Source organism: Streptomyces sp. NPDC107500 (assembly GCF_055582785.1).
Window position 1 is genome coordinate 127651 of record NZ_JBVJPF010000007.1, and the last position, 25992, is coordinate 153642.

19 protein-coding genes are annotated in these 25992 nt (G+C 70.4%); 12 read left to right on the forward strand and 7 right to left on the reverse strand.

Annotated elements, in window-relative coordinates; all coding sequences use genetic code 11:
- The 8 genes from ACZ67M_RS27105 to ACZ67M_RS27140 all read left to right on the forward strand — a co-directional run bounded on the left by ACZ67M_RS27105 (window position 1) and on the right by ACZ67M_RS27140 (window position 15819).
- On the forward strand, window positions 1–1218 hold the full coding sequence (locus tag ACZ67M_RS27105; RefSeq protein ID WP_469853185.1) for an ROK family protein: 1218 nt from the start codon (window positions 1–3) through the stop codon (window positions 1216–1218).
- Window positions 1219–1295: 77 nt separating this feature from the next.
- Window positions 1296–3110 (forward strand): alpha-galactosidase D, encoded by a 1815-nt coding sequence (locus tag ACZ67M_RS27110; protein WP_469853187.1) that lies wholly within the window; start codon window positions 1296–1298, stop codon window positions 3108–3110.
- Window positions 3111–3188: 78 nt separating this feature from the next.
- Window positions 3189–5564 (forward strand): glycosyl hydrolase family 95 catalytic domain-containing protein, encoded by a 2376-nt coding sequence (locus ACZ67M_RS27115; RefSeq protein WP_469853189.1) that lies wholly within the window; start codon window positions 3189–3191, stop codon window positions 5562–5564.
- Entirely contained in the window at window positions 5561–6784 is a 1224-nt protein-coding gene (locus ACZ67M_RS27120; protein WP_469853191.1) for an SGNH/GDSL hydrolase family protein, read from the forward strand. The genes ACZ67M_RS27115 and ACZ67M_RS27120 overlap by 4 nt, the downstream gene beginning before the upstream one ends.
- A gap of 144 nt (window positions 6785–6928) precedes the next feature.
- Entirely contained in the window at window positions 6929–8314 is a 1386-nt protein-coding gene (locus tag ACZ67M_RS27125) for a ricin-type beta-trefoil lectin domain protein (RefSeq protein WP_361360440.1), read from the forward strand.
- A 55-nt stretch (window positions 8315–8369) separates the two neighbouring features.
- Complete coding sequence (locus tag ACZ67M_RS27130; RefSeq protein WP_469853193.1) at window positions 8370–10574, forward strand: RICIN domain-containing protein; 2205 nt, start codon at window positions 8370–8372, stop codon at window positions 10572–10574.
- 241 nt (window positions 10575–10815) lie between these two features.
- Window positions 10816–13659 carry a carbohydrate-binding protein gene (locus ACZ67M_RS27135; RefSeq protein ID WP_469853195.1) on the forward strand — a complete coding sequence of 948 codons (2844 nt, stop codon included), beginning with the start codon at window positions 10816–10818 and terminating at the stop codon, window positions 13657–13659.
- 3 nt (window positions 13660–13662) lie between these two features.
- Window positions 13663–15819, forward strand: a complete 2157-nt coding sequence (locus ACZ67M_RS27140) for a glycoside hydrolase family 99 protein (protein WP_469853197.1) — start codon at window positions 13663–13665, stop codon at window positions 15817–15819.
- Here ACZ67M_RS27140 and ACZ67M_RS27145 read toward each other — a convergent pair.
- The gene (locus tag ACZ67M_RS27145) at window positions 15803–16789 is read right to left on the reverse strand and encodes a BtrH N-terminal domain-containing protein (RefSeq protein ID WP_469853199.1); all 987 of its coding nucleotides are present in this window, start codon (window positions 16787–16789) and stop codon (window positions 15803–15805) included. The genes ACZ67M_RS27140 and ACZ67M_RS27145 overlap by 17 nt on opposite strands.
- A 110-nt stretch (window positions 16790–16899) precedes the next feature.
- Here ACZ67M_RS27145 and ACZ67M_RS27150 point away from each other — a divergent pair, with 110 nt between their 5' ends.
- Window positions 16900–17142 carry a DUF6411 family protein gene (locus ACZ67M_RS27150; RefSeq protein WP_361360183.1) on the forward strand — a complete coding sequence of 81 codons (243 nt, stop codon included), beginning with the start codon at window positions 16900–16902 and terminating at the stop codon, window positions 17140–17142.
- A 145-nt stretch (window positions 17143–17287) separates the two neighbouring features.
- Here ACZ67M_RS27150 and ACZ67M_RS27155 read toward each other — a convergent pair whose 3' ends face one another.
- From ACZ67M_RS27155 to ACZ67M_RS27170, 4 genes are all read right to left on the reverse strand, one after another.
- On the reverse strand, window positions 17288–17893 hold the full coding sequence (locus tag ACZ67M_RS27155; protein WP_469853201.1) for a class I SAM-dependent methyltransferase: 606 nt from the start codon (window positions 17891–17893) through the stop codon (window positions 17288–17290).
- Window positions 17894–17932: 39 nt separating this feature from the next.
- Window positions 17933–18343, reverse strand: a complete 411-nt coding sequence (locus tag ACZ67M_RS27160; protein WP_469853203.1) for an STAS domain-containing protein — start codon at window positions 18341–18343, stop codon at window positions 17933–17935.
- An 85-nt stretch (window positions 18344–18428) separates the two neighbouring features.
- A complete protein-coding gene (locus ACZ67M_RS27165; RefSeq protein WP_361360174.1) occupies window positions 18429–19187 on the reverse strand; it encodes an IclR family transcriptional regulator in 759 nt (252 codons plus the stop codon).
- Window positions 19188–19255: 68 nt separating this feature from the next.
- Complete coding sequence (locus ACZ67M_RS27170) at window positions 19256–20215, reverse strand: SMP-30/gluconolactonase/LRE family protein (RefSeq protein ID WP_392236580.1); 960 nt, start codon at window positions 20213–20215, stop codon at window positions 19256–19258.
- Window positions 20216–20313: 98 nt separating this feature from the next.
- Here ACZ67M_RS27170 and ACZ67M_RS27175 point away from each other — a divergent pair, with 98 nt between their 5' ends.
- Window positions 20314–20766 (forward strand): Lrp/AsnC family transcriptional regulator, encoded by a 453-nt coding sequence (locus ACZ67M_RS27175; protein ID WP_469853204.1) that lies wholly within the window; start codon window positions 20314–20316, stop codon window positions 20764–20766.
- A gap of 24 nt (window positions 20767–20790) precedes the next feature.
- Here the strand turns inward: ACZ67M_RS27175 and ACZ67M_RS27180 are convergent, their stop codons facing one another.
- Window positions 20791–21204, reverse strand: a complete 414-nt coding sequence (locus ACZ67M_RS27180; protein ID WP_361360165.1) for an ATP-binding protein — start codon at window positions 21202–21204, stop codon at window positions 20791–20793.
- A gap of 148 nt (window positions 21205–21352) precedes the next feature.
- Window positions 21353–22384, reverse strand: coding sequence for an alpha/beta fold hydrolase (locus ACZ67M_RS27185; protein ID WP_469853206.1), 1032 nt, complete (start codon window positions 22382–22384; stop codon window positions 21353–21355).
- 139 nt (window positions 22385–22523) lie between these two features.
- Between ACZ67M_RS27185 and ACZ67M_RS27190 the strand changes: the two genes are divergently transcribed.
- Together ACZ67M_RS27190 and ACZ67M_RS27195 are read left to right on the forward strand one after the other, a co-directional pair.
- Complete coding sequence (locus ACZ67M_RS27190; protein ID WP_392236574.1) at window positions 22524–23225, forward strand: 2-phosphosulfolactate phosphatase; 702 nt, start codon at window positions 22524–22526, stop codon at window positions 23223–23225.
- Window positions 23226–23454: 229 nt separating this feature from the next.
- Entirely contained in the window at window positions 23455–25854 is a 2400-nt protein-coding gene (locus tag ACZ67M_RS27195) for a beta-L-arabinofuranosidase domain-containing protein (RefSeq protein ID WP_392236572.1), read from the forward strand.
- Window positions 25855–25992 lie beyond the last annotated feature (138 nt).

Sequence of the window (25992 nt, forward strand, 5' to 3'; positions counted from 1 at the left end):
ATGCAGTCGACTTCGCCCCCGGCCGCCCCTCCCGAGGTCTTCCCGGCCCAGACGCCCGCGGTCGCCCAGATCTTCACCACGGTGCTGTCGCACGGTCCGCTCACCCGTTCCGAGGTGGCCGAGCGGACCGGGCTGTCGGCCGCGGCGGTGACCAAGGCGGTACGGCCGCTGATCGGGGCCGGGTACTTGGTGGAGGACGCCGACGACGCCCGCCGGGCGCTGGGGCGGCCGGCCAACCCGGTGCGGGTCGACGCAGGCAGAGCGCTGTTCGTCGGGATCAAGGCGACCGGCGACGAACTCATCGGCGTCCTCACCGACCTGTGCTGCCGGATCCGCGTGGCCCGGCACCTGCCGCTCACGGATCCCGCCCCGGCCGCTGTCCTCGCCGCGATCTCGGAGCTCGTGCGGGAACTGCTCACCGAGGCCGAGGGCTTCGGTGTCCCGGTGCTCGGACTCGGCCTCGCCGTCTCCGGCGACGTGGACCGCGCCGAGGGGATCGTGCGCTACTCGCCGTTCCTGGAGTGGCGTGAGGTGGCGCTCGGCGAACTCGCGGGCACCGCCACCGGACTGCCCGTCACCGTGGAGAACGACGTACGGGCGCTGACCGTCGCCGAGCAGTGGTTCGGCGCGGGCGTCGGGCTGTCCGACTTCGCGCTGGTCACCGTCGGCGCGGGCATCGGCTGCGGACTGGTCGTGCACGGGGAGGTGGTTGCCGGGGCGCACGGGGTGGCCGGAGAGATCGGGCACGTCGCCATCGATCCGGCCGGGCCGATGTGCCGGTGCGGAAACCGGGGCTGTGTCGAGGCGATCGCGGCCGACCAGGCCATCCTCGCCCGTATCAGCGAGACGACGGGGGACGCGGTCACCGACCCCGCCGAAGCCGTGGACCTGGCACGGCGGGGGCTCCCGGGGGTACGGGAGGTCTACGCCGCCGCCGGGGAGGCCATCGGCCGCGGCATCGCCACCATGGCCAACCTGCTCGGCCCCGAGCGAGTGATCATCTCCGGCGAGGGCCTGGCCGCGTACGACCTGTTCGCCGACCAGATCCGTGACACCTTCGCCGCCTACGCGTTCGGTTCCGCCGCGCGGTGCGACGTACAGACCCGCCCGTTGCCCTTCGAGGAGTGGGCACGCGGTGCGGCCGCCACCGCGATCCAGAACTTCATCCGATCCGACACCGGCCGGCCGCGCGCCAGCGGCGCCGCCGCGCGTCTCTGACGCACCGCACCATCGGCTCCAGCAAGGGCTGAGCCGCCCTCCCATCCTCCCCACCCCGACCACAGGAGGTACGCGCCGTGCGGTCATCCTCGTACTCCGCCCTGCCCGGAAGGCGGCTGAGAGCCGTCGTCGTCCTGGCCCTCACCGCCGGGCTCGTGACGGCCGTCCCCGACGCACGGGCCGAGCCGGTAACGCCCGCGGCCCCGGCCGCCACGACCACCACCACGCCGGCCGCCAAGCCCTTCATGGGCTGGACCAGCTGGACCATGCAGTCGTCCAAATACCCGGGCCTCAACCCGAAGGGCGACTACAGCTACCTCACCGAGGCGAACGTCACCCAGCAGACCGACGCCATGGCGGCCAAGCTGAAGAAGTACGGCTATGAGTACGTCAACATCGACGCCGGCTGGTGGATGGACTGGTCCTGGAAGCCACGGTTCGACGAGTACGGCCGGCAGAAGGCCGATCCCGAGCGCTTCCCGAGCGGCATGAAGGCCGTCGCCGACCGCATCCACCGCAAGGGCCTGAAGGCCGGCATCTATCTCCCGGTCGGCCTGCAGAAGGAGGCGTACGGCGACGGCAGGACGCCGATCTGGAACGCCGGGGGATGCACCACCGCCGACATCGTCCACGACGACCTGCGCACCACGAACGGCTGGGACAGCTCCTACAAGATCGACTTCACTCGGCCCTGCGCGCAGAAGTACATCGACTCCCAGGCGCAGATGTTCGCCGACTGGGGCTACGACTTCCTCAAGCTCGACGGCGTCGGCCCCGGTTCCTTCAAGAGCGGCGACAACTACGACAACGTCGCCGACGTCGCCGCCTGGCAGAAGGCGATCGACACCGCCGGCCGCCCGATCCACCTGGAGCTGTCCTGGTCGCTGGATTACGGACACGTCGCCGACTGGAGGAAGTACTCCAACGGCTGGCGCATCGACACCGACGTCGAGTGCTACTGCAACACCCTGGTGAGCTGGGAGAACTCGGTCGACGACCGGTGGGACGACGCGCCCGCCTGGACCGGCCACGCCGGCCCCGGCGGCTGGAACGACCTCGACTCCCTCAACGTCGGCAACGGTGAGATGGACGGCCTCACCAAGGCGGAGCGCCAGAGCTACGCCACCCTGTGGGCGATCGCCAAGTCCCCGCTCTACACCGGCGACGACCTCACCAGGCTCGACTCCTACGGTCTGTCGCTGCTGACCAACCGCGAGGTCATCGCGATCAACCAGAGCAGCGCGCCGCCCGCCGAACCGGTCACCGCGTCCGACCCGCAGCAGGTGTGGGCCGCGAAGAACCCCGACGGCACCTACACCGTGGCGCTGTTCAACCTCTCCGACGCGCCCGCCTCGGTGACGGCCGACTGGCCGACGCTCGGCTTCCAGGGCAGGGCCTCGGTGCGTGACGTGTGGAACGGCGAACGGCTCGGCACCCACCGGGGCGGGATCACCGAGGCCCTGCCCGCGCACGGCTCCCGGCTGTTCACGGTCACCCCCCGCGGCACCGGCCTCAAGTGGAACGGTTACGAGGCCGAGGCGGGCAGCCTCGGCGGCAACGCCTCCGTGGCCGACTGCTCCGCCTGCTCCGACGGCCGCAAGGCCGGCAACCTCTACGGCGGCGGCAAGGTCACCGTCAACGATGTCGTCGTGCGCCGGGCCGGCACCTACCAGGTCAAGGTCTCCTACGTCACCGGCGACGCCCGGTCGGCTCTCGTATCCGCCAACGGAGGCGGCGCCACCCGGCACAGGTTCGCCTCCACGGGTGACTGGTCCACGGTGAACAGCGTCCATGTACCGGTGAAGCTGAGGGCCGGGGCCAACACGATCACCATCGACAGCGGAAGCGACGGATACGCGCCGGACATCGACCGGATCGACGTGCCGAAGTAGCCCCCGATCTCCTTTCGTCCTCCACGGCGGGGGCCCGGACAGCGCCGGGCCCCCGCACAAGACGCATCCGGAGCCGCCATGAACGCCTGCCCGAACGAACCGAGCAGACGCACCCTCCTCTCCCTCGCCACCACGGCGGGGCTCGCCGCCGCCCTCGGCACGCTGCCCGCCTTCACCGCCTCCGCCGCTCCCGCCCGCCCCGCCGAGGACACGCCGGTCGCCGGTTCCTCCCGTCACCGGCTGTGGTGGCAGGCCCCCGGCGACGAGGGCTCGCTCATCGAGCAGGGCCTGCCCGTCGGCAACGGCCGCATCGGAGCGCTCGCGAGCAACGACCCCGGGCGCGAACTGCTGCTGATCACCGACGCCACCATGTGGACCGGCGGCCTCAACGACACCCTCGACAAGGACGGCCAGTTCCCCTACGGGCGCGCCGACTTCGGCTCCTTCACCCTGCTCGCCCGGCTCACCGTCGACATCCCCGGCCACGACCTCGGCGCCGTCCACGGCTACCGTCGCGACCTCGACCTCTCCCAGGGCGTGGTCACCAGCTCCTACGTGCGCTCCGGCGTCACCTACCGGCGCGAGATGTACGCCAGCCACCCCGACGACGTCATCGTCCTGCACCTCACCCAGAGCGGCGGCGGAACCTACACCGGCACCATCACCCTGACCGGCACACACGGCGAAGAGACCACCTCCGCCGAGTCGTTCGGCGCGACCCTCGCGAACGGGCTGCGCTACGGCGCGGCCGTCAAGGCCCGCGGCAGGGGCGGCAAGGTCACCGTCGAGGGCAGGCGGATCGACTTCTCGGGCTGCGAGGAACTCACCGTCGTGGTCGGCGCCGGCACCAACTACGCACCCGACGCCGCCGCGGGCTTCCGCGACCCCTCCCTGTACCCGGAGCGGCTGGCCCGTACGAAGGTGCGCGACGCCGCGTCGGAGTCGGGGGACGCCCTGTGGCGCACCCATGTCGCCGACTACCGCTCCCTCTACGGCCGGTTCGATCTCTCGCTCGGTGGATCCACAGCCGGACAACGCGAGCTGAACACCTGGGAACGCCTCCACGCACGCTCCCGGGATCGGGTTCCCGATCCGGAACTGGAGGCGGCCTACCTGCAGTTCGGCCGCTACCTCATGATCTCCGGTTCACGCGACAGCCTGCCCCTGAACCTCCAGGGCCTGTGGCTGGACGGCAACGACCCGGACTGGATGGGCGACTATCACACGGACATCAACCTCCAGATGAACTACTGGATGGCCGACCGGACCGGTCTGTCCCAGTGCTTCGACGCCCTCACCGCCTACTGCCTCGCCCAGCTCCCCACCTGGACCAAGCTCACCAGGGAGCTGTTCAACGACCCGCGCAACCGCTACCGCAACTCCACCGGCCGCACAGCCGGATGGACCGTGGCCATCTCCACCAACCCCCATGGCGGTGGCGGCTGGTGGTGGCACCCGGCGGGAAACGCGTGGCTGTGCAACAGCCTGTACGAGCACTACGAATACTCCCAGTCCTCCGCCCACCTCGCGAGGATCTACCCGCTCCTCAAGGGCGCCTGCGAGTTCTGGGAGGCACGGCTGCTGACCCACACCCTGCCCGGCACCACCGAGGAGGTGCTGATCGCCGACAGCGACTGGTCCCCCGAGCACGGACCGCTCGACGCCAAGGGCATCACGTACGCGCAGGAACTCGTGCGGACGCTGTTCGGCAACTTCGCCGCCGCCTCCGCCCTGCTGAGGAGGGACGCGGCCTACGCCGACACGATCGCCGGGATGCGCAAGCGCCTGTACCTGCCTCGGGTCAGTCCGAAGACGGGCTGGCTGGAGGAGTGGATGTCGCCCGACAACCTCGGCGAGACCACGCACCGGCACCTGTCCGGGCTGGTCGGCCTCTTCCCCGGCGACCGCATCCGCCCCGACGGCACCACACCCGGGGAGATCGTCGAGGGAGCCACCGCTCAGCTGACGGCGCGCGGCATGAACAGCTTCGGCTGGGCCAACGCCTGGCGCAGCCTGTGCTGGGCCCGGCTGAAGGACGGCGAGAAGGCGTACCAGTTGGTGATCAACAACCTCCGGCCGTCCAGCGGAGGCAGCAACGGCACCGCCTTCAACCTCTTCGACATCTACGAGGTGGAGAAGGGCCGCGGCATCTTCCAGATCGACGCCAACTTCGGTACCCCGGCCGCGATGACCGAGATGCTGCTGTACTCGCGGCCCGGCCGTCTCGAACTGCTCCCGGCGCTGCCGGACGCCTGGGCCGCCTCCGGCCACGTCACCGGTCTTCCGGCGCGCGGCGGATTCGTGGTGGACCTGGAATGGCGGGACGGGAGGCCCACGTCGCTGCGGCTCCACAGCGTCGGCGGACGCACGACGACGGTCGCGTTCGCGGGCCACACCCGCGATGTCGTGCTCGAGCCCGGTGCTTCGGTCACGCTGAAGGGTTTCGAGCGGTGAGCCGGCGGATCGCGTCCGCGGGAGGCGCACTGGCCATGGTGCTCACCCTGGCCGTCCCCTCCGGGCACGCCCTCGCCGCGGATTCGGGCCAGGCGGCTCGCCGGCACTCCACCATCACCTGGGGTTCGAGTGCCGACCGCCTGGGCGAGGGGGTCGCGGGGCGCGGCTACCGGCTCGTCGTGCGCACCAGCGTCGGAGGCGACCACCTTCGGATCCGGCTGTCCAACGCCTTCGGCGACCGGCCGGTGACCTTCGACAGCGTCTACGCGGGCCTCCAGAAGTCGGGGGCCGAGCTGGTGCGCGGCAGCAACAGACGGCTGACGTTCGACGGTGCCCGCTCGGTCACCGTCCCCGCCGGGCAAACGGTCCAGAGCGATCCGCTGCCCGGCCGGCTCGCCCCCGGGTCGGACCTGGTCATCAGCGTGCACAGCCCCGACGCCGCGGGGCCCGCGACCGGCCACGGGATGGCCATGGCGACGTCGTACGTCACGCGGGGCGATCACACCGCCGACGAGAGCGCCGCCGAATGGGCCGACCGCACCGGCTCCTGGTACTACCTCGACGCCGTCACCGTACGGACCGCCGCTTCCATCGGCGCCGTGGCCGCGCTGGGCGACTCCATCACGGATGGCTGGCAGTCCTCGACCGATCTGAACCGCCGCTGGCCCGACTATCTGGCCCGCCGGCTGCGCGGCTCCACCGCGACCACGGTCGAGGGCGTCGCCAACGAGGGCATCTCGGGCAACAAGGTGCTCGCCGACGGTGCCGGGCAGAGCGCGCTCAGCCGGCTGGCGCGGGACGTCCTGTCCCACCCGGGGGTCCGGACCGTGTTCCTCTTCGAGGGCATCAACGACATCAAGGCCCATACGGGGGTGACGGCGGAGGGCGTGATCGCGGGCTATCGGGAGATCATCGAGCGGTCCCGTGCCGCCGGCCTGTGCGTGGTCGGCGCCACCGTCGGCCCGTACAAGGGCTGGTCCGAGTGGGACGCGGCGGGAGAGGCCGTACGGCAGGAGGTCAACGCGTTCGTCCGGGACAGCGGCGAGTTCGACGGTGTGGCCGACTTCGACCGGGCCCTGCGCAGTCCCTACGATCCCGAGCGGCTGCTCCCCTTCCTCGACAACGGCGACCACCTGCACCCCAACGACAAGGGCATGCAGGCCATGGCCGACTCGGTCGACCTCGCAAGCCTCGAGTGTGCGGAGCCCTCCGGCGCCTGAGTTGGTCTGTACCAAACTCTTGACAGGCACATCTCTCACTTCTTAACTCACGTTGTGAACTAACCGGTCGGCGGGAGGTGTCACGACTTCGATTGACAGTGCCATGACACATACGACGTCCACGGGAGAGGTATCCCCATGACCATGACCACGACGCTCCTGCGTCAACCCGCCTTACGCGGTGCGCTGGGCACGGTGACCGCCGCCGCCCTCCTCACCGGCCTCACCAGCGGTCCCGCGAGTGGCGCCGCGGCGGCCACCGGGCAGATCACCGGGCTCGGCGGCAAGTGCGTCGACGTCGCCGGCGCCGCCACGGCCAACGGCACGGCCGTTCAGCTCTACGACTGCAACGGCACCGCCGCGCAGCAGTGGACCGTCGGTGGCGACGGCACGGTCCGCGCGCTCGGCAAGTGCCTGGACGTGGCCTCGGGCGGCACGGCCAACGGCACACGGACCCAGCTGTGGGACTGCAACGGCAGCGCGGCACAGCAGTGGACCGTCACCGCCGCCCGCGACATCGTCAACCCGCAGGCCGACAAGTGCCTGGACGTGACCGGCAACAACTCCGCCAACGGCGCCCCGCTCCAGATCTGGACGTGTACCGGCGCGGCCAACCAGAAGTGGACGGCGCCGACCGGCGGCGACCCGGGTCCGGGCCCGGGAGCCATGGCCGTCGCGCCGTACCTCTACAACGGCTGGGGCAGCCCGCCGAACCCGACCACCGTGATGAACGCGACCGGGGTCAAGTGGTTCACGCTCGCGTTCGTGCTCAGCAACGGGTACTGCAACCCGCAGTGGGACGGCGGCCGCCCGCTGACCGGGGGCGTCGACCAGCAGACCGTCAACACCGTCCGCGCGGCCGGAGGCGATGTCATCCCGTCCTTCGGCGGCTGGAGCGGCAACAAGCTCGAAAGCTCGTGCGGCAGCGCCGGCGAACTGGCCGCCGCGTACCAGAAGGTGATCAACGCCTACGGACTCAAGGCGATCGACATCGACATCGAGGCGGCGGCGTACGACAGTCCCACCGTGCAGCAGCGCACGGTCGACGCGCTGAAGACCGTCAAGGCCAACAACCCCGGCATCAAGGTGTACGTCACCTTCGGCACCGGCCAGAACGGCCCCGACAGCAGCCTCATCGGCAAGGCCGCCGCCTCCGGCCTCACCGTGGACAGCTGGACGATCATGCCGTTCAACTTCGGCGGAGCCGGACAGAACATGGGACAGCTCACCGTGCGCGCGGCGGAAGGCCTCAAGACCGCGGTCAAGAACGCCTACGGCTACACGGACGACCAGGCGTACCGGCACACCGGCATCTCCTCGATGAACGGCATCACCGACAACTCCGAGACGGTGACCGTCGCCGACTTCCGCACCATCCTCGCCTACGCACAGCAGCGGCACCTCGCGCGACTGACCTTCTGGTCGGTCAACCGCGACCGTCCCTGCACCGGCGGCGGGGCCGACACCTGCTCGGGCGTCTCCCAGCAGCCCTGGGACTTCACCCGCGTCTTCGCCCAGTACAACGGCTGACCCAGCCTCCCTACCCACCCCCCACTCACGCCGCCTCCCCGGCGCAGGAGATGACATGCTCCGATCCCCACGACGTACCCGCAGACCATGGACCGCGTTCTTCGTGGCCGCCGCCACGGCCGCCTCGGTCCTCACCGCCGTCCACCCCACCCAGGCCGCCCCCGCGGCGGCGGCCGCCCTGCCCACCGGCTGGTCCACGGTGGTGAACACCAGCAGCGGAAAGTGCCTGGACGCCCGGGCGGCCGGGACCGTGAACGGCACGGCGGTGCAGCAGTACGCCTGCAACAGCACCACGGCCCAGCAGTGGAAATTCACACCGTCCGGCGACGGCTACGTGCGGATCGACAACCGCAACGACGCCAACCAGGTCGTGGATGTGAGCAACGTGTCCACGGCCGACAACGCCCCGGTCCACCTGTGGACCTACGGCGGTGGAGCCAACCAGCAGTGGCAGCCCGTCGACGAGGGTGGTGGCGCGTACCACTTCGTCAACCGGCACAGCGGCAAGTGCCTCGACGTCCCGTCCGCCTCGACGGCCGACGGCGTCCAGTTGGTGCAGTACGCCTGCAATGGTTCGGCCGCCCAGCGGTTCCAGGTCACGCCCGTGAGCACGGCGCCGGGTGACGTGGACCTCGGCCCCAACGTGGTCGTCTTCGACCCTTCGATGCCGTCGTCCACGATTCAGAGCAGACTGGACACCATCTTCGAGCAGCAGGAGACGAACCAGTTCGGCTCCCAGCGCTACGCGGTGATGTTCAAACCGGGTACGTACAGCAACGACGTCAACGTCGGCTTCTACACCCAGGTGCTGGGCCTCGGGCAGTCGCCGGACTCCGTCACGATCAACGGCGGCGTGCATGTGGAAGCCGACTGGTTCCCGCCGCAGAACGCCACGCAGAACTTCTGGCGCGGCGCCGAGAACCTGTCCGTGAACCCGCCCGGCGGTACCGACCGGTGGGCGGTGTCCCAGGCCTCCGGATACCGGCGGATGCATGTCCGCGGCAACCTGGAACTGAGCGACGGCGGTTGGTCGAGCGGCGGCTTCATGGCCGACACCAAGATCGACGGCCAGGTGCGGTCCGGCACCCAGCAGCAGTGGCTGACCCGCAACTCCCAGCTCGGCAGCTGGACGGGGTCCAACTGGAACATGGTCTTCGTCGGCAGCCAGGGCGTTCCCGGCAACACCTTCCCGAACCCGCCGTACACCACGGTCGGCCAGACCCCGACCGTGCGCGAGAAGCCGTTCCTGTACGTGGACGCCGCGGGCGCGTACCGGGTGTTCGTGCCCGCGCTGCGGGCCAACTCCACGGCCACCACCTGGGCCAACGGCAACGCCGCGGGCAGCTCGCTCGGCATCGACCAGTTCTACGTCGTCAAGCCGGGCGCGACCGCGACCCAGATCAACGCGGCCCTGGCCGAGGGGAAGAACCTCCTGGTCACCCCTGGCGTCCACCACCTCGACCAGACCCTGCGGGTGACCCGGCCCGACACCGTGGTCCTCGGCCTCGGACTCGCCACGTTCGTTCCGGACAACGGCGTCACCGCCATGACCGTCGCCGACGTCGACGGCGTGAAGATCGCGGGCGTGCTCTTCGACGCCGGAACCACCAACTCGCGCACGCTGGTGGAGGTCGGTCCGGCGGGCTCCGCCGCCGACCACTCGGCGAACCCCACCTCCCTGCACGACGTGTACTTCCGGGTCGGCGGCGCGGCCGTCGGCAAGGCGACCACCAGCCTGGTCGTCAACAGCGACGACGTCATCGGCGACCACATGTGGATCTGGCGCGGCGACCACGGCAACGGCATCGGCTGGAACACGAACACCGCCGACACCGGACTCGTCGTCAACGGTGACGACGTGACCATGTACGGCCTGTTCGTCGAGCACTACCAGAAACACCAGACCGTCTGGAACGGAAACGGCGGGCGGACGTACTTCTACCAGAACGAGATGCCCTACGACCCGCCGAACCAGGCCGCCTGGATGAACGGCTCCACGCAGGGCTACGCCGCCTACAAGGTCGCCGACTCCGTCACCAGCCATCAGGCCTACGGGCTCGGCAGCTACTGCTTCTTCAACGTCAATTCGCAAGTCACCGCGGAGCACGCCTTCGAGGTCCCCAACAACCCGAACGTGCGCTTCCGGAACATGGTGACCGTCTCCCTCGGCGGCACCGGAACGATCCGGCATGTCATCAACGACCGGGGCGGGCCCTCCAACTCGTCCACCAATGTGGCCAATCTGGTGAACTACCCCTGAGGCATCGGACGCCGGGCCTCGGCCGGCCCAGTGGTCCGACGGGACGGCCGAGGCCCTTTTTGACAGGCGCTTGACAAATGCGTCGCGCGTTGCCAGCCTGCATAAGAATCGCAATTCCGCGCAACTTTCCACGTGCCACCCGCAATCACTGCACATTGCACGCAGTGCTCGGACGGCAATACGCGCATCCGGCGCGCGCCTTGCCTGACGACCCCCATGACGTCAGGAAGGAACCACCAGCATGTCCCAGCGTCCTCGCCCCAGACGCGGAACGATCACCGCGCTCGCCCTCCTGGTGGCCGCCGCGGCCGCGGTGGGCCCTCCGCCCGCCTCCGCGGCCCAGGCTGCCGACATCCCCGCGTCCGACTACCAGCAGGTACAAATGGCGACCGGCGCGGCGGAGTTGGGCGAGCCCATGTCGCTCACGGTGCTGCCCGACCGGTCCGTCCTGCACACCTCCCGGGACGGCACCATCCGCCGCACCGACGCCGCCGGCAACACGAAGCAGGCGGGGAAACTGGACGTCTACACGCACGACGAGGAGGGTCTGCAGGGCATCGCCGTGGACCCGGACTTCTCCGTGAACCGCTACGTCTACGTGTACTACTCCCCCAAGCTCAACACCCCCGCGGGCGACGCCCCGGTCACGGGCAGCGCCGCCGACTTCGAGGCGTGGAAGGGGCACCTCAACCTCTCGCGGTTCACGCTCAAGGCCGACGGCACCCTCGACACCGCTGCCGAGAAGGTGATCCTGGAGGTCCCCAACGACCGCGGCCAGTGCTGCCACGTCGGCGGCGACATCGACTTCGACGCGGCCGGCAACCTCTACCTGACCACTGGTGACGACACCAACCCGTTCGACTCGGCCGGATACGCCCCGATCGACGAACGCTCCGACCGCAACCCCCAGTTCGACGCTCAGCGCAGCTCCGGCTCCACCAACGATCTGCGCGGCAAGCTGCTGCGGATCAAGCCGACCGCCGACGGCGGCTACACCGTGCCCGCCGGGAATCTCTTCGCACCCGGCACCGCGAGGACACGGCCCGAGATCTACGCCATGGGCTTCCGCAACCCCTTCCGGATGTCCGTCGACCGCCCCACGGGGATCGTCTACCTGGGCGACTACGGCCCCGACGCCGGCGGCACCGCCTCGGACCGCGGCCCCGGCGGCCAGGTGGAGTTCAACCGCATCACCGGACCGGGCAACTACGGCTGGCCCTACTGCACGGGCACCAACACGGCCGTGGAGACGTACAACGAGTACACCTTCCCGAACGGCCCCTCCGGCACCAAGTACGACTGCGGCGGCGGACCCGCCAACAACTCCTTCCGCAACACCGGCCAGGCCAAGCTGCCCCCCGCGAAGCCGAGCTGGATCAAGTACGGACTGGAAGGCTCCCCACCCGAGTTCGGCGGCGGATCCGAGTCCCCCATGGGCGGCGAGGTCTACCGCTACGACCCCGCCCTGAACTCCTCCGTGAAGTTCCCGCAGGCGCTGAACGGCCGCTTCTTCGCGACGGAGTTCGGCCGCCAGTGGATCAAGGCCGTCGAGGTCACCGGCAACGGCGGCTACGGAGCGATCGAGGACTTCCCCTGGAACGGGACGCAGGTCATGGACTCCGACTTCGGCCCCGACGGCGCGCTGTACGTCCTGGACTACGGCACCGGCGGCAACAACCAGGCGCTGTACCGCATCGAGTACCTGGCCGGCAGCAACCGCAACCCGGTGGCCAAGGCCTCCGCCGACCGGACCTCGGGCGGCCTGCCCCTCACCGTGAAGTTCTCCTCCCAGGGCAGCTCCGACCCCGAAGGCACGCCGCTCACCTACTCGTGGGACTTCGGCGACGGCTCGACCTCCACTCAGGCCGATCCCAGCCACACCTACACCACCAAGGGCACCTACCGTCCCACCCTCACCGTGAAGGACACCGAGGGCCTCACCGGCACCGCCAGCCTCGTCGTGACGGCCGGCAACACCGCCCCGTCCGTCACACTCCAGCAGCCCCTCAACGGGCAGTTGTTCTCGTTCGGGGACACCATTCCCTTCCGGACACAGGTGAGTGATCCGGAGGACGGCAGCATCGACTGCTCCAAGGTCAAGGTCACCTACCTGCTCGGGCACGACAGCCACACCCACGCCATCACGTCCACGAACGGGTGCAGCGGTTCCCTCACGATCCCGGTCGACGGCGAGCACGACAGCGCCGCCAACCTGTACGGCGTCCTGGACGCGGAGTACACCGACTCCGCGGGCCTGACCACCCACTCGCAGCGCACCCTGCAGCCCCGTCACCGTCAGGCCGAGCACTTCTCCGCCCAGTCGGGCGTCCAGGCCGCCGCCCACGGCAACGCGGAGGGCGGCAACACGGTCGGCTTCACCGACGACGGCGACTGGATCTCCTTCAAGCCCTACGCGCTCGCGGGCGCCTCCGGCTTCTCCGCCCGGGTTTCCTCCGGTGGAGCGGGCGGCACGCTGGAGGTGCGTGCGGGATCCGCGACCGGAACGCTGCTGGGCCGGGCGGCCGTGCCGGTGACCGGCGGGTGGGAGACCTTCACAGACGTCTCGGCACCGCTGTCCCAAGTGCCCCCGGACAGCACCGAGCTGTACCTCGTCTTCCGCGGACCCACCGGACAGGGCAACCTCTTCGACGTCGACGCCTTCACCTTCACCACCGGCGGTCCCGCCACCAGGACCTGGGAAGCGGAGTCCTACACCTCGTCGTCAGGAGTGCAGCCGGCCGCGCACGCCGCGGCCAGCGGCGGGCAGACCCTCGGATACATCGACAGCGGGGACTGGGCCGGATACGGCTCCGTGCCCACGGCGGGCGCCGCCTCGGTCTCCGCGAGGGTCTCGTCGGCCGGGGCCGGAGGAACACTCCAGTTCCGCTCCGGGTCGCAGAACGGCCCGCTGCTCGGCTCGGTGCCGGTCCCGGTGACGGGCGACTGGGAGACGTTCACCACCGTCAGCACGGCGCTGAACTCGACGGGGACCGGCCCTCTCTTCCTGACGTTCACCGGCGGCAGCGGATCCCTGTTCGACATCGACAGCCTGACGCTCACCGCGTCGACGCGAAAGGGGCGATGAACCGTGTCCACTCTCACGAGACGCCTGCGTCGCGGAGCGGCGATCGTCGCCACGGCCGTCGCGTGCGCCCTCGCCGCACCGGCGCCGGCGACGCAGGCCGACCCACTGCGAAGGGCGGCGGACTTCGACGTCCTGGTGTTCTCCAAGACGGCCGGCTTCCGGCACGACGCCATCCCGGCGGGCATCGATGCCCTGCGCGAGCTGGGCGGCCAGGGCGGCTTCACCGTCACCGCCACCGAGGACGCGGCCGCCTTCACGCCCTCCGGCCTGTCCGGTTACGAGGCGGTGGTGTTCCTCAACACCACCGGAGACGTCCTGAACGACCCCCAGCAGGCCGCCTTCGAGACGTACGTCGACTCCGGCGGCGGATTCGTCGGGGTGCACGCCGCCGCCGACACCGAGTACGACTGGCCCTACTACGGCCGGCTCGTCGGCGCCTACTTCGACAGCCACCCCGCGATCCAGCAGGCAACGCTGGTGACCGAGGACCGCACCCATCCCGCGACCGCCCACCTGGGTGCGACCTGGACACGTACCGACGAGTGGTACAACTACCGCGCCAATCCCCGTCCCGGCGTCCACGTGCTCCAGACCCTGGACGAGACGACCTACAGCGGCGGCAACATGGGTGCCGACCATCCCGTTTCCTGGTGTCACAGCCAGGGCGACGGCCGCTCCTTCTACACGGGACTCGGTCACACCGCGCAGTCCTACGGCGATCCGGCCTTCCGCTCCCTGCTGCTGGGCGCCGTCCGCTATGCGGCCGGGCAGGCTCCGGCCGACTGCTCCTCGCCCGGCGGCACCGACCGGATCGAGGCGGAGTCGTACACGGCGGGCTCCGGTGTCCAGGCGGCCCCGCACGCCGGTGCCAGCGGCGGGCGGACACTGGGCTACATCGACGACGGCGACTGGGTGGGCTACGCCAACGTCTCCACCGAGGGGGCCCGCTCCTTCTCGGCGAGGGTCTCGTCGGCGGGGGCGGGCGGCACCATCGAGGTCCGGTCCGGCTCGGCCACCGGCACCCTGCTCGGCTCGGTACGGGTACCGGTGACCGGCGGCTGGGAGACCTTCACAGACGTCTCGACCACGCTCGGCGCCGCCGCGTCAGGTCCGCTGTTCCTGCGGTTCACCGGCGGCAGCGGCGCACTGTTCGACATCGACACCCTGAGCGTCACCACCGAACCCACCGCCGAAGCCCTCAACCCGAACGTGCACCTCTTCTACTACCCCTGGTACGGCAGCCCGGCGGTGAACGGCAGCTGGCGGCACTGGCAGCAGGGCGGCCAGACCCCGCCGGCCGCCATCGGAGCCGACTTCTACCCGGCTCTCGGCCCCTACGACTCCGGCGACTTCACCGGCGCGGTGGCCCAGCACATGGAATGGATCGCCCGATCCGGCGCCGGCGTGCTCGTCTACAGCTGGTGGGGCCGGGGCAGCTACGAGGACCGGCTCGCCCGGGGTGTCCTCGACGCCGCCCAGAAGAAGGGCATCAAGGTGGCCTGGCACCTGGAGCCGTACGCGGGACGAACCGCGGCGTCGACCGTGACCGACGTCCAGTACATCAACGACACCTACGGCAGCCACCCGGCCTTCTACCGCTCCCCCGAGCACGGCGGCAAGAACGCCTTCTACGTCTTCCAGAGCCTCGACATCACCGACTGGGCCCCGCTCGACCAGGTCACCGGCAGCAGCAGTGTGCTCGCCCAGACCACCGACACCACCAAGATCGCCCACTTCTCCGGGATGTACACCTACGACGGGATCGCGGGTGCCACGGCTCCGGGCTGGAAGCAGGCCGGCGACTACGCCCGGGCCCACGACCTGATCTGGGCCCCCTCCGTCGCACCCGGCTACCTCGACGACCGTGCCGTGCCCGGCAACACGACGCCCACCGTGGAACGGAACAACGGCGCGGCCTACGACCGGCAGTGGAACAACGCCCTCGATCCCGCCATCGGCGGCTCCCCGACCTGGGTGTCGGTCACGTCGTTCAACGAGTGGCACGAAGGCAGCCAGATCGAACCGGCAGCCGCCGTTCCGCCGGAGAACCCCGGGTATCGGACCTACGACGGAGCCTACGGACTCACGGGCGCGGCAGCCCAGACGGCATATCTGGACCGCACCGCCCACTGGGCCGACCGCTTCACCGGAGCAGGCTGAGTGCCCGCATCGCGTCGCGTTCGACACGTGAGAGTTCGTGGAGGACGGAGCCGGCCTCCGTGAGGTTCCTCGCGTCGCCGGACTCGCCGGCTGCCGCGACGAGTGCGGCCACCCGCGTCCAGAGGGTGGCCGCCTCGGCGTACAGGCGGTGGCCGGTGCGCAGGTGGTCGTCGTCGATCTGCTGGGCGCACTCGGCGAGGAAGTCCCGGTAGAGGTTGCGGAACAGGGCGCCGCCGGTGCCGGCCCGCTCCATGAGGACGGCGGCCCTTGGCAGGTCCTCCTGCGGATTGCCGGTACGTTCCAGCCACTTCGGCACCAGGGTGGCGGCCTTCTCGATGCCCCGGTGGCCCAGGTTCGCGATGGGCGGGTTCAGGAAGGCGTCGGCGCAGCTCTTGATCGCGGGGACGATCCGGTCCTGCGGTGGCGTCGGGCCGTCGGGCACCGTGAGGGTGAAGGAGCGGTGCCGTGCGGTCATCGGGCCGCGCGCGGCCCTGGCACCGGCCAGGGCGGCGAGGCTCGTGGAGACGGACCCGCCCTGCTGGGAGGTGTCCACCAGGTAGGCGTCCTGGTCGTCGTAGCCGTACATGGCCACGATGTGTCCGCCGAAGTGCGCCTTGGTGCTGAAGTAGTCCAGGTGGTAGCTGTCGAGCTGCAGACCCACCGGCCGGCCGGCGTCGATGTGTGCCGCGACGTTCCGCCATGCCTTGCGCGGGGAGGTGGTCTCCTCGGTCCGCAGCTCGAGTCCGAGTGCGCCGGCCAGGTTTCTGGTGAGTTCGAACGGCTTGACCCGGCCGCCCAGGAAAGGGAAGTCCATGTTCTTGCTCGCCCAGTAGACGAAGGACAAGCCGGAGCCGAGCCCGAAGAGCATGTGCTCGGACAGGTCGAGTCCTTCGTGCCGCAGCAGGACACCCAGCGCCGCCGTCTCGCAGTGCTCGGCAGGCCGAGCATCGATGTCCTTCACCATGGCCACGCGGCTCATCCTCCTTTCCGGGCACCCTACGGCCCGTGGCGCCCGGCACGCATGGGCTCCCCTCGAGAGGGCAACCGACAGCTACATCCCTCACGTTAGGAAGTCCCGTCATGATGATCGTCGGAATCGTCGCCGTGTGCGTCGTTCTCGCCGTGCTCGCGTTCCTCGTACCGCGCCTGTCCCATCGTCCGCAGCGCGGCACCCAGCGAACGCTGGGCGCCGGCTCCCGGGCCGGCGGCAAGGCCCCCGGCGTCCTGGGCCGCGCACTCAGCAAGCCGTTCCGCAGCAGCTCCAAGGCCGTCGGTCGCAGCGGTTCGGCCGGTCGCCGGGCCCGTGGCCACATGCCGTTCTGACCCCAAGGAGTCGGCCGCCGTCGCGTTCTACGAGGCGTGCGGTTGGTCGGTGTCGGGGCAGTTGGAGTGCGACGGACCCGACCGGATCGAGTTTCGGCGGTATCGAGAGCGGGCCGGCACTGCGTGAAGGTGCGGCAGGACGGTGTCAGCGGCGGTGGACGCTCACCGCGTAGCCGCCCCCTTCGTACGGGTCGGCGTCCCAGGTGGCGAAGCGGTCGGTGAGGGTGAGGCCGGCCGCGGTGCAGTGGGCGTCGTACTGCGCGAGGGTGAGGCTGGGTGCCACGGGCAGATGGTCCCGGTCGAGGCCGAAGCCCGCGACGAGCAGGCCGCCCGGGCGCAGCGCGCGGGACAGCGTGGCCGCGACGTCCGCCTCGGTGCCCGGAGCGAGGAGCGGGAAGACGTTGCCCGCCGCGACGACGAGGTCGAAGCCGGCGGCGACACCGGCGGCGGCCGGGTCGAATTCCGACAGGTCGGCTTCCAGCCAGGTCAGCCGCGGCGCGCTTCTCCGGGCCACGGCCAGCATGGAGGCGTCACGGTCGACGCCGACACCGTCGTATCCGAGCCGGGCGAGCTGGATCAGGACTCGGCCGGTACCGCAGCCCGCGTCCAGCACGCGTGCCCCGGGGGGCACCAGCGTGGCGCACAGTCGCGCCTCACCGTGGACGTCCTGTCCGTGTTCCGCCAGCTCCGCGAAACGTGCGGCGTACTGCTCACCGGACGTGCCACCGGTCAGCTGTTCCCATCGGTTCATGGCGGCGAGTCTAGGGTCCTCGATCGTTCGGCTCGTACGTCAGTGCCGTATGTGCGGCCAGTCGGCGAGTTCCTCGGCGCCCGCGGGGTGTGCGACGGCCTGGTCCACGGTGTCGTGGAACGAGTAGACGAGACGCAGCCCGCCGAGGGTGAAGACGCGGAGCAGCCGCTCGTCGTCGCAGGCGATCCGCAGGGAGCCGTGGCGTGCCTGGATGCGCTTGGTGACCGCGACGATCATGCCGAGGCCCGCCGAGTCCAGGAACGGAGTACCGCACAGGTCCAGGACGAAGTGCAGGTGGCCCTCGTCCAGTAGCCGGACCACCGCCGCTCGCACGACGGGCGCGAACGCGATGTCGATCTCACCACTGGCACCGACGACGGTCCAGCCGTTCGTCACGTGGTGGGCGACCGATCCGTACTCGTACGGTCCTGCCAGGCTCTGGTCAGTCACTTATCCGTCCCTCACATTGCCGTCCTATTTGCCCCGTCTCATCCAGGAAACGGGACGCGACCACCCCCTCACAAGGGCCTGGATTTCAGATGGTGAGCGAGAGCCCCCGGGACACCCGTTCCGCGGTGCCGAGCAGGCGCGCCACGGCGTCGCCGAGCGATGCGGCACGGCTGACGTTCACGGAGATCCCGAGCGCGCCGATGGTGTCGCCCTGGCGCACGGGCACCGCCACGCACGCCGTGCCCAGCGCGTACTCCTCGACGTCCGTCACGGCGGGTACCTGAGCCGCGGCGTCGAGACGTCGTAGCAGGTCACGGCGGTAGGTGATGGTACGAGGGGTGAGGTCGTTCAGCGTGTGACGGGAGAGGTAGTCGGCGCGAGCCTCCGGGTCCAGTTCCCGCAGCACGCACTTGCCGAGCGCCGTGGCGTGGCCCGCGTCCTCGAAGCCGACCCACAGATCGACACGGGGGGCCTTCGGGCCGTCCACGATCTCCGCGACCCGGATCTCACCCTCTTCGTAGAAGGTCAGGTAGGCCGCGGCCGACAGGCCGTCGCGCAACTCGGCGAGCGTCGGCCGGACCCTGCTGAGTGCCGCCTGCTCACGGCTGCCGCCGTGCAGCGCGCCCAGCTTCTCGCCGAGGACGAACGTGCCGTCGTCGAGTTTGCGCACGTAGCCGTCGTGCACCATGGTGCGCAGAAGGTGGTAGGTGGTGGCCAGGGCCAGCCCGGTCTCACGTGCCAGCTGCTTGGCCGGGACGCCGCCCTCGTGCGCGCCGACCGCTTCCATCAGCCGGAAGGCTCGCTGCACCGACGAGATGAGTGTGGGACCGTCCTTGCCACTCATCTCTCCACCCTGCTCGCGCGTACTGCCACCCGCAAGTCCGGACCGCCTCGACCTGCACGGCCAGGCGGTCACCTGGGCTGTGGATCCAGCCAGGGCCGCCGCCCCGGGCCGGTCGGGTGCGTGCCCGTGACCCCCATGACGACCGAGTAGAGGCTGGTCTCCGCGGTGATGAAGAGACGGTTGCGCTTGGGTCCGCCCCAGGAGATGTTGGCCACCGCCTCAGGGACGTCGAGCCGCCCGATCAGCGTGCCGTCGGGGTCGTAGCAGTGCACCCCGTCGGCCATCGCGGCCGCCCAGAGCCGGCCGTCGGCGTCGAACCGGAGGTTGTCGAAGCGCGCGTTCGCCCGACGGGCGGCCTCGGCGAAGATCTTGCCGTCGGAGAGGGTGCCGTCGTCCCGTACGTCGAAGACCCGGATGCAGCCGGCCCGGGTGTCGGAGACGAAGAGCTGACGCTCGTCCGGCGAGAAGACCAGCCCGTTCGGCGCCGCGAAGCAGTCGGCGACCAGATCCACCTCACCGCTGTCCGGGTCGATCCGGTAGACGTTGTTGGCCGCGATCTCGCTCTCGGCGCGGTAGCCCTCGTAGTCGCTGGTGATGCCGAAGTCCGGGTCGGAGAACCAGATGGAGCCGTCCGACTTCACCGCCGCGTCGTTCGGGCTGTTCAGGCGCTTGCCCTGCCAGCGGTCGGCCAGCACCGTGACCGTGCCGTCGTGCTCGGTCCGGGTCACCCGGCGGTTGCCCTGCTCGCAGGTGATCAGCCGGCCCTGCCCATCGAGCGTGTTGCCGTTGGTGTGCCCGGCGGCACGGCGGAAGACACTGACGGCGCCGGTCTCCTCGTCCCAGCGCAGCATCCGGTCATTGGGGATGTCACTCCAGATCAGCTGCCGCCAGGCAGGCACGTAGACGGGCCCCTCGGCCCAGCGGCAGCCGGTGTACAGCACCTCGAGGCCGTCGTCGCCGTTCATGCACCGCCCGGTACGGAACCGGTCGTCGAGCATCTCGTACAGCGCGGGGCTCTCGTCGGGCATGGGGTCCCCTCCCACAGACGGGCCGAACAATCTTCGGCATGACACGTATATTCTAAGATGACGTACTGTGCCTGCGCCTGTAGGGCGAATGGAGAATTGTGGATCACATCGATCGTGTCCTCCTGACGCGACTCCAGCAGGACGCCACGCAGTCCTACGCCGTGCTCGGCCAGGCCGTGGGCCTGTCCGCCGGGGCGGCCCACGAGCGTGTGCGCAAGCTGCGGGAGCGGGGGGTCATCCGACGGACCACGGCCGAAGTGGACCCGGCGGCGGTCGGGTGCGCTGTCCTCGCCTACGTGATGGTCGAATCGACGGCGTGGATGGGCGACTCCGCGCAGGACTTCGCCGCGCTGCCCGAGATCCTGGAGGCGCACGTCATCGCCGGCAGCGCCTCGGTGCTGGTGAAGGTCAGAACCGCGACCACCGAGCAGTTGCAGGACGTGCTGCGCCGGATCTACGCCATTGACGGTGTCAGCGGGACCAGTGCGACGGTTGTGCTGGAGACGTTCTTCGAGCGGCAGGTTTCCCCGGGGGCGGGTGACCAGGCGTGAGTCAGCGCCGGGACCTCGCGGGAGTCACGAGGTCGCGGCGGGCGGACGGAAACAGGCGATGACGGTCTTGCCGTCGGGACAGGGCCGGGCCTCCCATTCGTCCGCCAGTGCCTCGACGAGGAACATCCCGCGTCCGCCCAGGCGATCGGGGGATGCCGCCCGGGCCAGGGGCAGCTCGCCGGAAGAGTCGTGCACGGCGATGTGCAGACAGTTCTCGTCCCACGTCATCATCAACTGTGCGCTGCTGCGGGCGTGCACCTGCGCGTTGGTGACCAGCTCCGAGACGGTCAGCAGCACGTCGTCCACCGTCTCCGGGGCCGTGGCGGTCCACCGCATCTTCCGCAGGTTGCCGCGGGCCCAGTCCCGCGCCGTCCTCACATCGCTGGTGAGCGGCAACGACTTCGCCCAGCCCACTGCCCGTAGGGATGATTCGCTCACCTTCGGCACCTCCTGATCCGGTTCCCGTCCTCTGTCCCGACTACCCCGGCACGGCGGATCGAGGCCCGGTGGGCCGAGGCCGGCCGACCGTGTCGCGTCCGGGGTGTCCACCACGGACCACACCGGCCGGCTCGCGTGCCCGGCGTGGTCATCCGCCGAGGAACCTCAGGAGTTCGCCGGTGACGAAGCGGGGGTTCTCCTCGACCAGCCAGTGCCCCGCTCGCGGAACGTCCACCGACCGCTCGATGTTGGTCATGCGCGGGGCCACTGTGCCCCGCATCGCGTCGAGTTGTCCTTCCGCGGTCATGAGCAGGGTCGGGACGCGTACCGGTGCCGCGGCCACGGTGTCGCGGACGTCCTGTTCGAGAGCGCGGTAGAGCTCGAAGCCGCCCGCGAGTGCCTTGGGCCGGCTGTAGGTGCGTGCGTACTCGTTGATCTCGGTTCGGGTGAACGGGGAGTCGTCGGACGTGCCGCCGAACGCCGTGCCACGGTAGGAGACCTGGGGGTAGAACAGCGCCAGGTACTCCCTGACGTCGTCACCCACGACCGCCTCGGGGACGCGCCGCTGGGTGTGGAAGGCGATGTGCCAGCTCAGTGAGCGGTAGGCGGGCGCGTCGATCGCGGGCCCGGGCAGCGGCAGGTCCAGGTAGCCCAGGCGCGCGGTGTCGTCCGGGAATTGGCTCGCGTACTGGAATGCCACCGCGGCACCGAGGTCGTGCCCGACGACACGGGCGTCGCGCAGCCCGAGCCGGTCGGCGACCAGTTCGTGCACGTACCGCGCCAGCGTGGCCTTGTCGTAGCCGGACGGGGAGCCGGTGCTGTCGCCCAGTCCGGGCAGGTCCACGGCGTAGACCGTGTGGTGCTTGGCGAGTTCCGGCATGATCGGCCACCAGCCGTACCAGGTCTGCGGCCACCCGTGGATCAGCACGACCGGCGTGCCGCTGCCGCCCTTCACGTAGTGCATACGGACGCCGTCGACGTCGGCGAACTCGTGCCGGAAGCCCTTCTCGAACCGGGGATCGTCCTGGGTGACGGCGGCGTACGCGGGGGCGTCGTCCACCGCCGCTGGTGTGGAGCAGGCCGTGGCGGCGATGGTGAGAAGGAGGGTGAGGAGAAAGCTTGCCACCGTTCGCGCGGAGCGGCGGAAGGTGTGCGGCATCGGCCGTGGTGCTGGGGTCATGGGTCGCAGTCTTGCCAGCCGCCCCCCGACCTGGCACTCCCTCTTGCGGTTACGGCAAGAACCGGCCCGGCCCACCGGACGTCGGCCACCACCCGGTGGCCGACGCACTCGACGACCGGCCTGGCGGCACAATGGCACGATGGATCATCACTTCCTTGGCATACCGGAGTTGACCGACGTCCCCCGTGTCGCGGTCGTCATCGACGTCATGCGGGCCTTCACCGTGGCCGCCTGGGCCTTCTCGCGTGGCGTGGAGAGGATCGTCCTGGCCTCCACGGAGCGTGAGGCACTCGAGTTGAAGGAGAGCGGGCCGGGTTGGCTCGCACTGAAGGACGGCGCTCCGGCGGCGGGCTTCGACGCGGTGAACTCGCCGGGCCTGCTCAGGTCCGCCGATTTCACCGGTCGCACACTGGTGCAGAAGACGACGGCGGGAACCGTGGGCGCGCTGGCCGTCGCGGACGCACCGCTGGTCCTGTGCGCGAGCTTCGTGGTGGCCGGACCCACCGCGCGGTTCCTGCGGAGCCAGGAGGCCGGTCCGGTGACGTTCGTCGTCACCGGGGAGGACGGCAGGGCCGACGAGGACCTGGCCTGTGCCGAGTACATCGGCCGTTGCGTGGACGGTGGCGGTGTCGACGCCGCCCCGTACGTCCACCGTGCGGGCAACTCACGCGCCGCGGCGGAACTCGCCGGAGGGCTGCGGAGCGGGTACCACCCCGACGACGTCGGTCTCTGCCTGGAGGTCGACAGGTTCCCGTTCGCCATGGTGGCTCGCCAGGAGGGGCCGCTGACGGTGCTCCGGCCCGTTGCCGTGCCCGACCCCGACCGTCCCGGGCGGTCCTGAGCCGCTGCGACAGCCCTTGGCCGGAAGCGCGCGTCCGGCCGGATCGGGCGGGTCACACCCCTGGACGGTCGTCACGGGGGTGTGCTCTGATCCTCAGTGCGCTCCCGTCTTCCAACGATGTACAACTCCGCGACCTCGTACGCCCGTCGGCACGGAGCCCTGCCCCCGTGCGGCCCTTCAAGGGAACCGGCGGCACTGAAGGATCCGAGTCCACAGTCAGGAGACCCGCATGTCCGTCAGCAGACGCGCCCTCCTCGGCACCGGCGCCCTCGCCCTCGGCACGGCGGCGCTGGGCGGCCCGCTCGTCACCTCCGCGGCCGCATCCACGGCGAGGGCGCCCGGCGCGCTCGCGCCGGACGCCTTCCGCAAGCTGCCCGCCGGCAGCGTCACCGCGCGGGGCTGGCTCGCCGGTCAGCTCAGACTCCAGCTCGACGGCCTCTGCGGCCGGTTCGAGAGCCGGTCGCACTTCCTCGACTTCTCCTCGACCGGCTGGGTGCACCCGGAGCGCGGGGCCTGGGAGGAAGTGCCGTACTGGCTGCGTGGATACGTGCCCATGGCGGTCGCCACCGGGGACCGGGACGCGCTCGCGCGCTCGGGCACCTGGATCGAGGCGATCCTGGCCACCCAGCAGAGCGACGGCTTCTTCGGGCCGCGCGCGCTGCGCACGTCGCTGAACGGCGGTCCGGACTTCTGGCCGTTCCTGCCGCTCCTCCAGGCCCTGCGCACGCACGAGGAGTACACGGGGGACGAGCGCGTCGTCCCCTTCATGACCCGGTTCCTGCGCTTCATGAACGCCCAGGGCGCCGGCGCCTTCAACACCAGCTGGGTCTCCTACCGCTGGGGCGACGGCCTCGACGTGGCCCTGTGGCTGCACCGCCGCACCGGCGAGGCGTTCCTGCTCGACCTGGCCACCAAGATGCACACCCTGGGCGCCGACTGGACGGGCCCCACACCCTCCCGGCACAACGTCAACATCGCCCAGGGCTTCCGTGAGCCCGCGCAGTACGCGCAGGTCACCGGCGACCCGGAGCTGATCCGGGCCACCTACCGGGCCTACGACCGGGTCATGGACGTCTACGGGCAGTTTCCCGGCGGCGGCATGGCGGGCGACGAGAACTACCGGCCGGGGTTCACCGACCCGCGTCAGGGCTTCGAGACCTGCGGGATCGTCGAGTTCATGGCCAGTCACGAACTGCTCACCAGGATCACCGGCGACCCCGTCTGGGCCGACCGGTGCGAGGACCTGGCCTTCAACATGCTGCCCGCCTCCCTCGACCCGCAGGGCAGGGCCATCCACTACGTCACCAGCGCCAACGGCGTCGACCTGGACAACCGGCCGAAGACACAGGGGCAGTTCCAGAACGGCTTCGCCATGCAGTCGTTCCAGCCCGGCGTCGACCAGTACCGCTGCTGTCCGCACAACTACGGCATGGGCTGGCCCTACTTCACCGAGGAGCTGTGGCTGGCCACCCCGGACGGCGGACTGGCCGCGGCGATGTACGCCCCGAGCGAGGTCCGCGCGCAGGTCGCCGGGGGTACGACGGTCACCGTCACCGAGGACACCGGCTATCCCTTCACCGAGACCGTCGCGCTGACCGTGTCCACGCCGCGCCCGGTCGCCTTCCCGCTGCGGCTGCGGGTGCCGGGCTGGTGCGACGGGCCGGAGGTCCGCGTCAACGGCCGCTCCGTGGCCGCGGCGGCCGGGCCCGGGTGGGTCACCCTGCGGCGGACCTGGCGCAGCGGTGACACGGTGTCCCTGCGTCTCCCCCAGCGGACCACGCTGCGCCACTGGCCCGACCAGCACGACGCCGTCAGCGTCCAGCACGGGCCCCTCACCTACTCCCTGCGGATCGGCGAGCGGTACGAGCGGTACGGGGGCGACGACACCTTCCCCGAGTACGCGGTGCACGCCACCTCGCCGTGGAACTACGGTCTCGCCGCCTCGCCCCGCCTGGAGTTCGCCCCGGCGCGCGGTCCCGTGCCCGACAATCCCTTCACCCACGAGACGGTCCCGGTCCGCATCAGCGCCGAGGCCCGCCGCGTCGAGGAGTGGATCGCGGACGACGAGCACGTGGTGGCGCCCCTGCAAGCCGGGCCGGCACGCAGCGGCTCCCCCGTCGAGACGGTCACGCTCGTCCCCATGGGTGCCGCGAGGCTGCGCATCACCTCGTTCCCCACGGCCACGCCCGACGGCAGGGCCTGGACGCCCGAACCCCCGTTCCGGCGCGTCCAGAACAAGCACAGCGGCAAGGTCCTCGCCGTGGACGGCATGTCGCTGGAGAACAGCGCGCGCGTCGTGCAGTTCGACAACTCCGGCACCAGCGACCACGCCTGGCAGCTCGTGGACCGGGGTGAGGGCTGGTACCTGATCCGCAACGGCAACAGCGGCAAGGTCCTCGGCGTCGACGGCATGTCCACCGCCGACAGCGCCCGCGTAGTCCAGTACGAGGACAACGGCACCGCCGACCACCTGTGGACCCTGGTGGACGACGGGGACGGCTGGTACCGCATCCGGAACCGGCACAGCGGCAAGGTCCTGGGCGTCGACGGCATGTCGACCGGCAACAGCGCGCAGGTCGTCCAGTTCGACGACAACGGGACCGCCGACCACCTCTGGAAGTTCCTGTGACACGACGGGAGTGAGCTTTTGCCGCGCCTGGGTTGACGGCGGATCAGTGAAGTGGTGCGCGAGGTCTGGACAGGCGCGGAAGAGCGTGTTGTCATTCGGCTGACACAAGCTTTCCAACGTTGCAAAGATGGCTTCCGA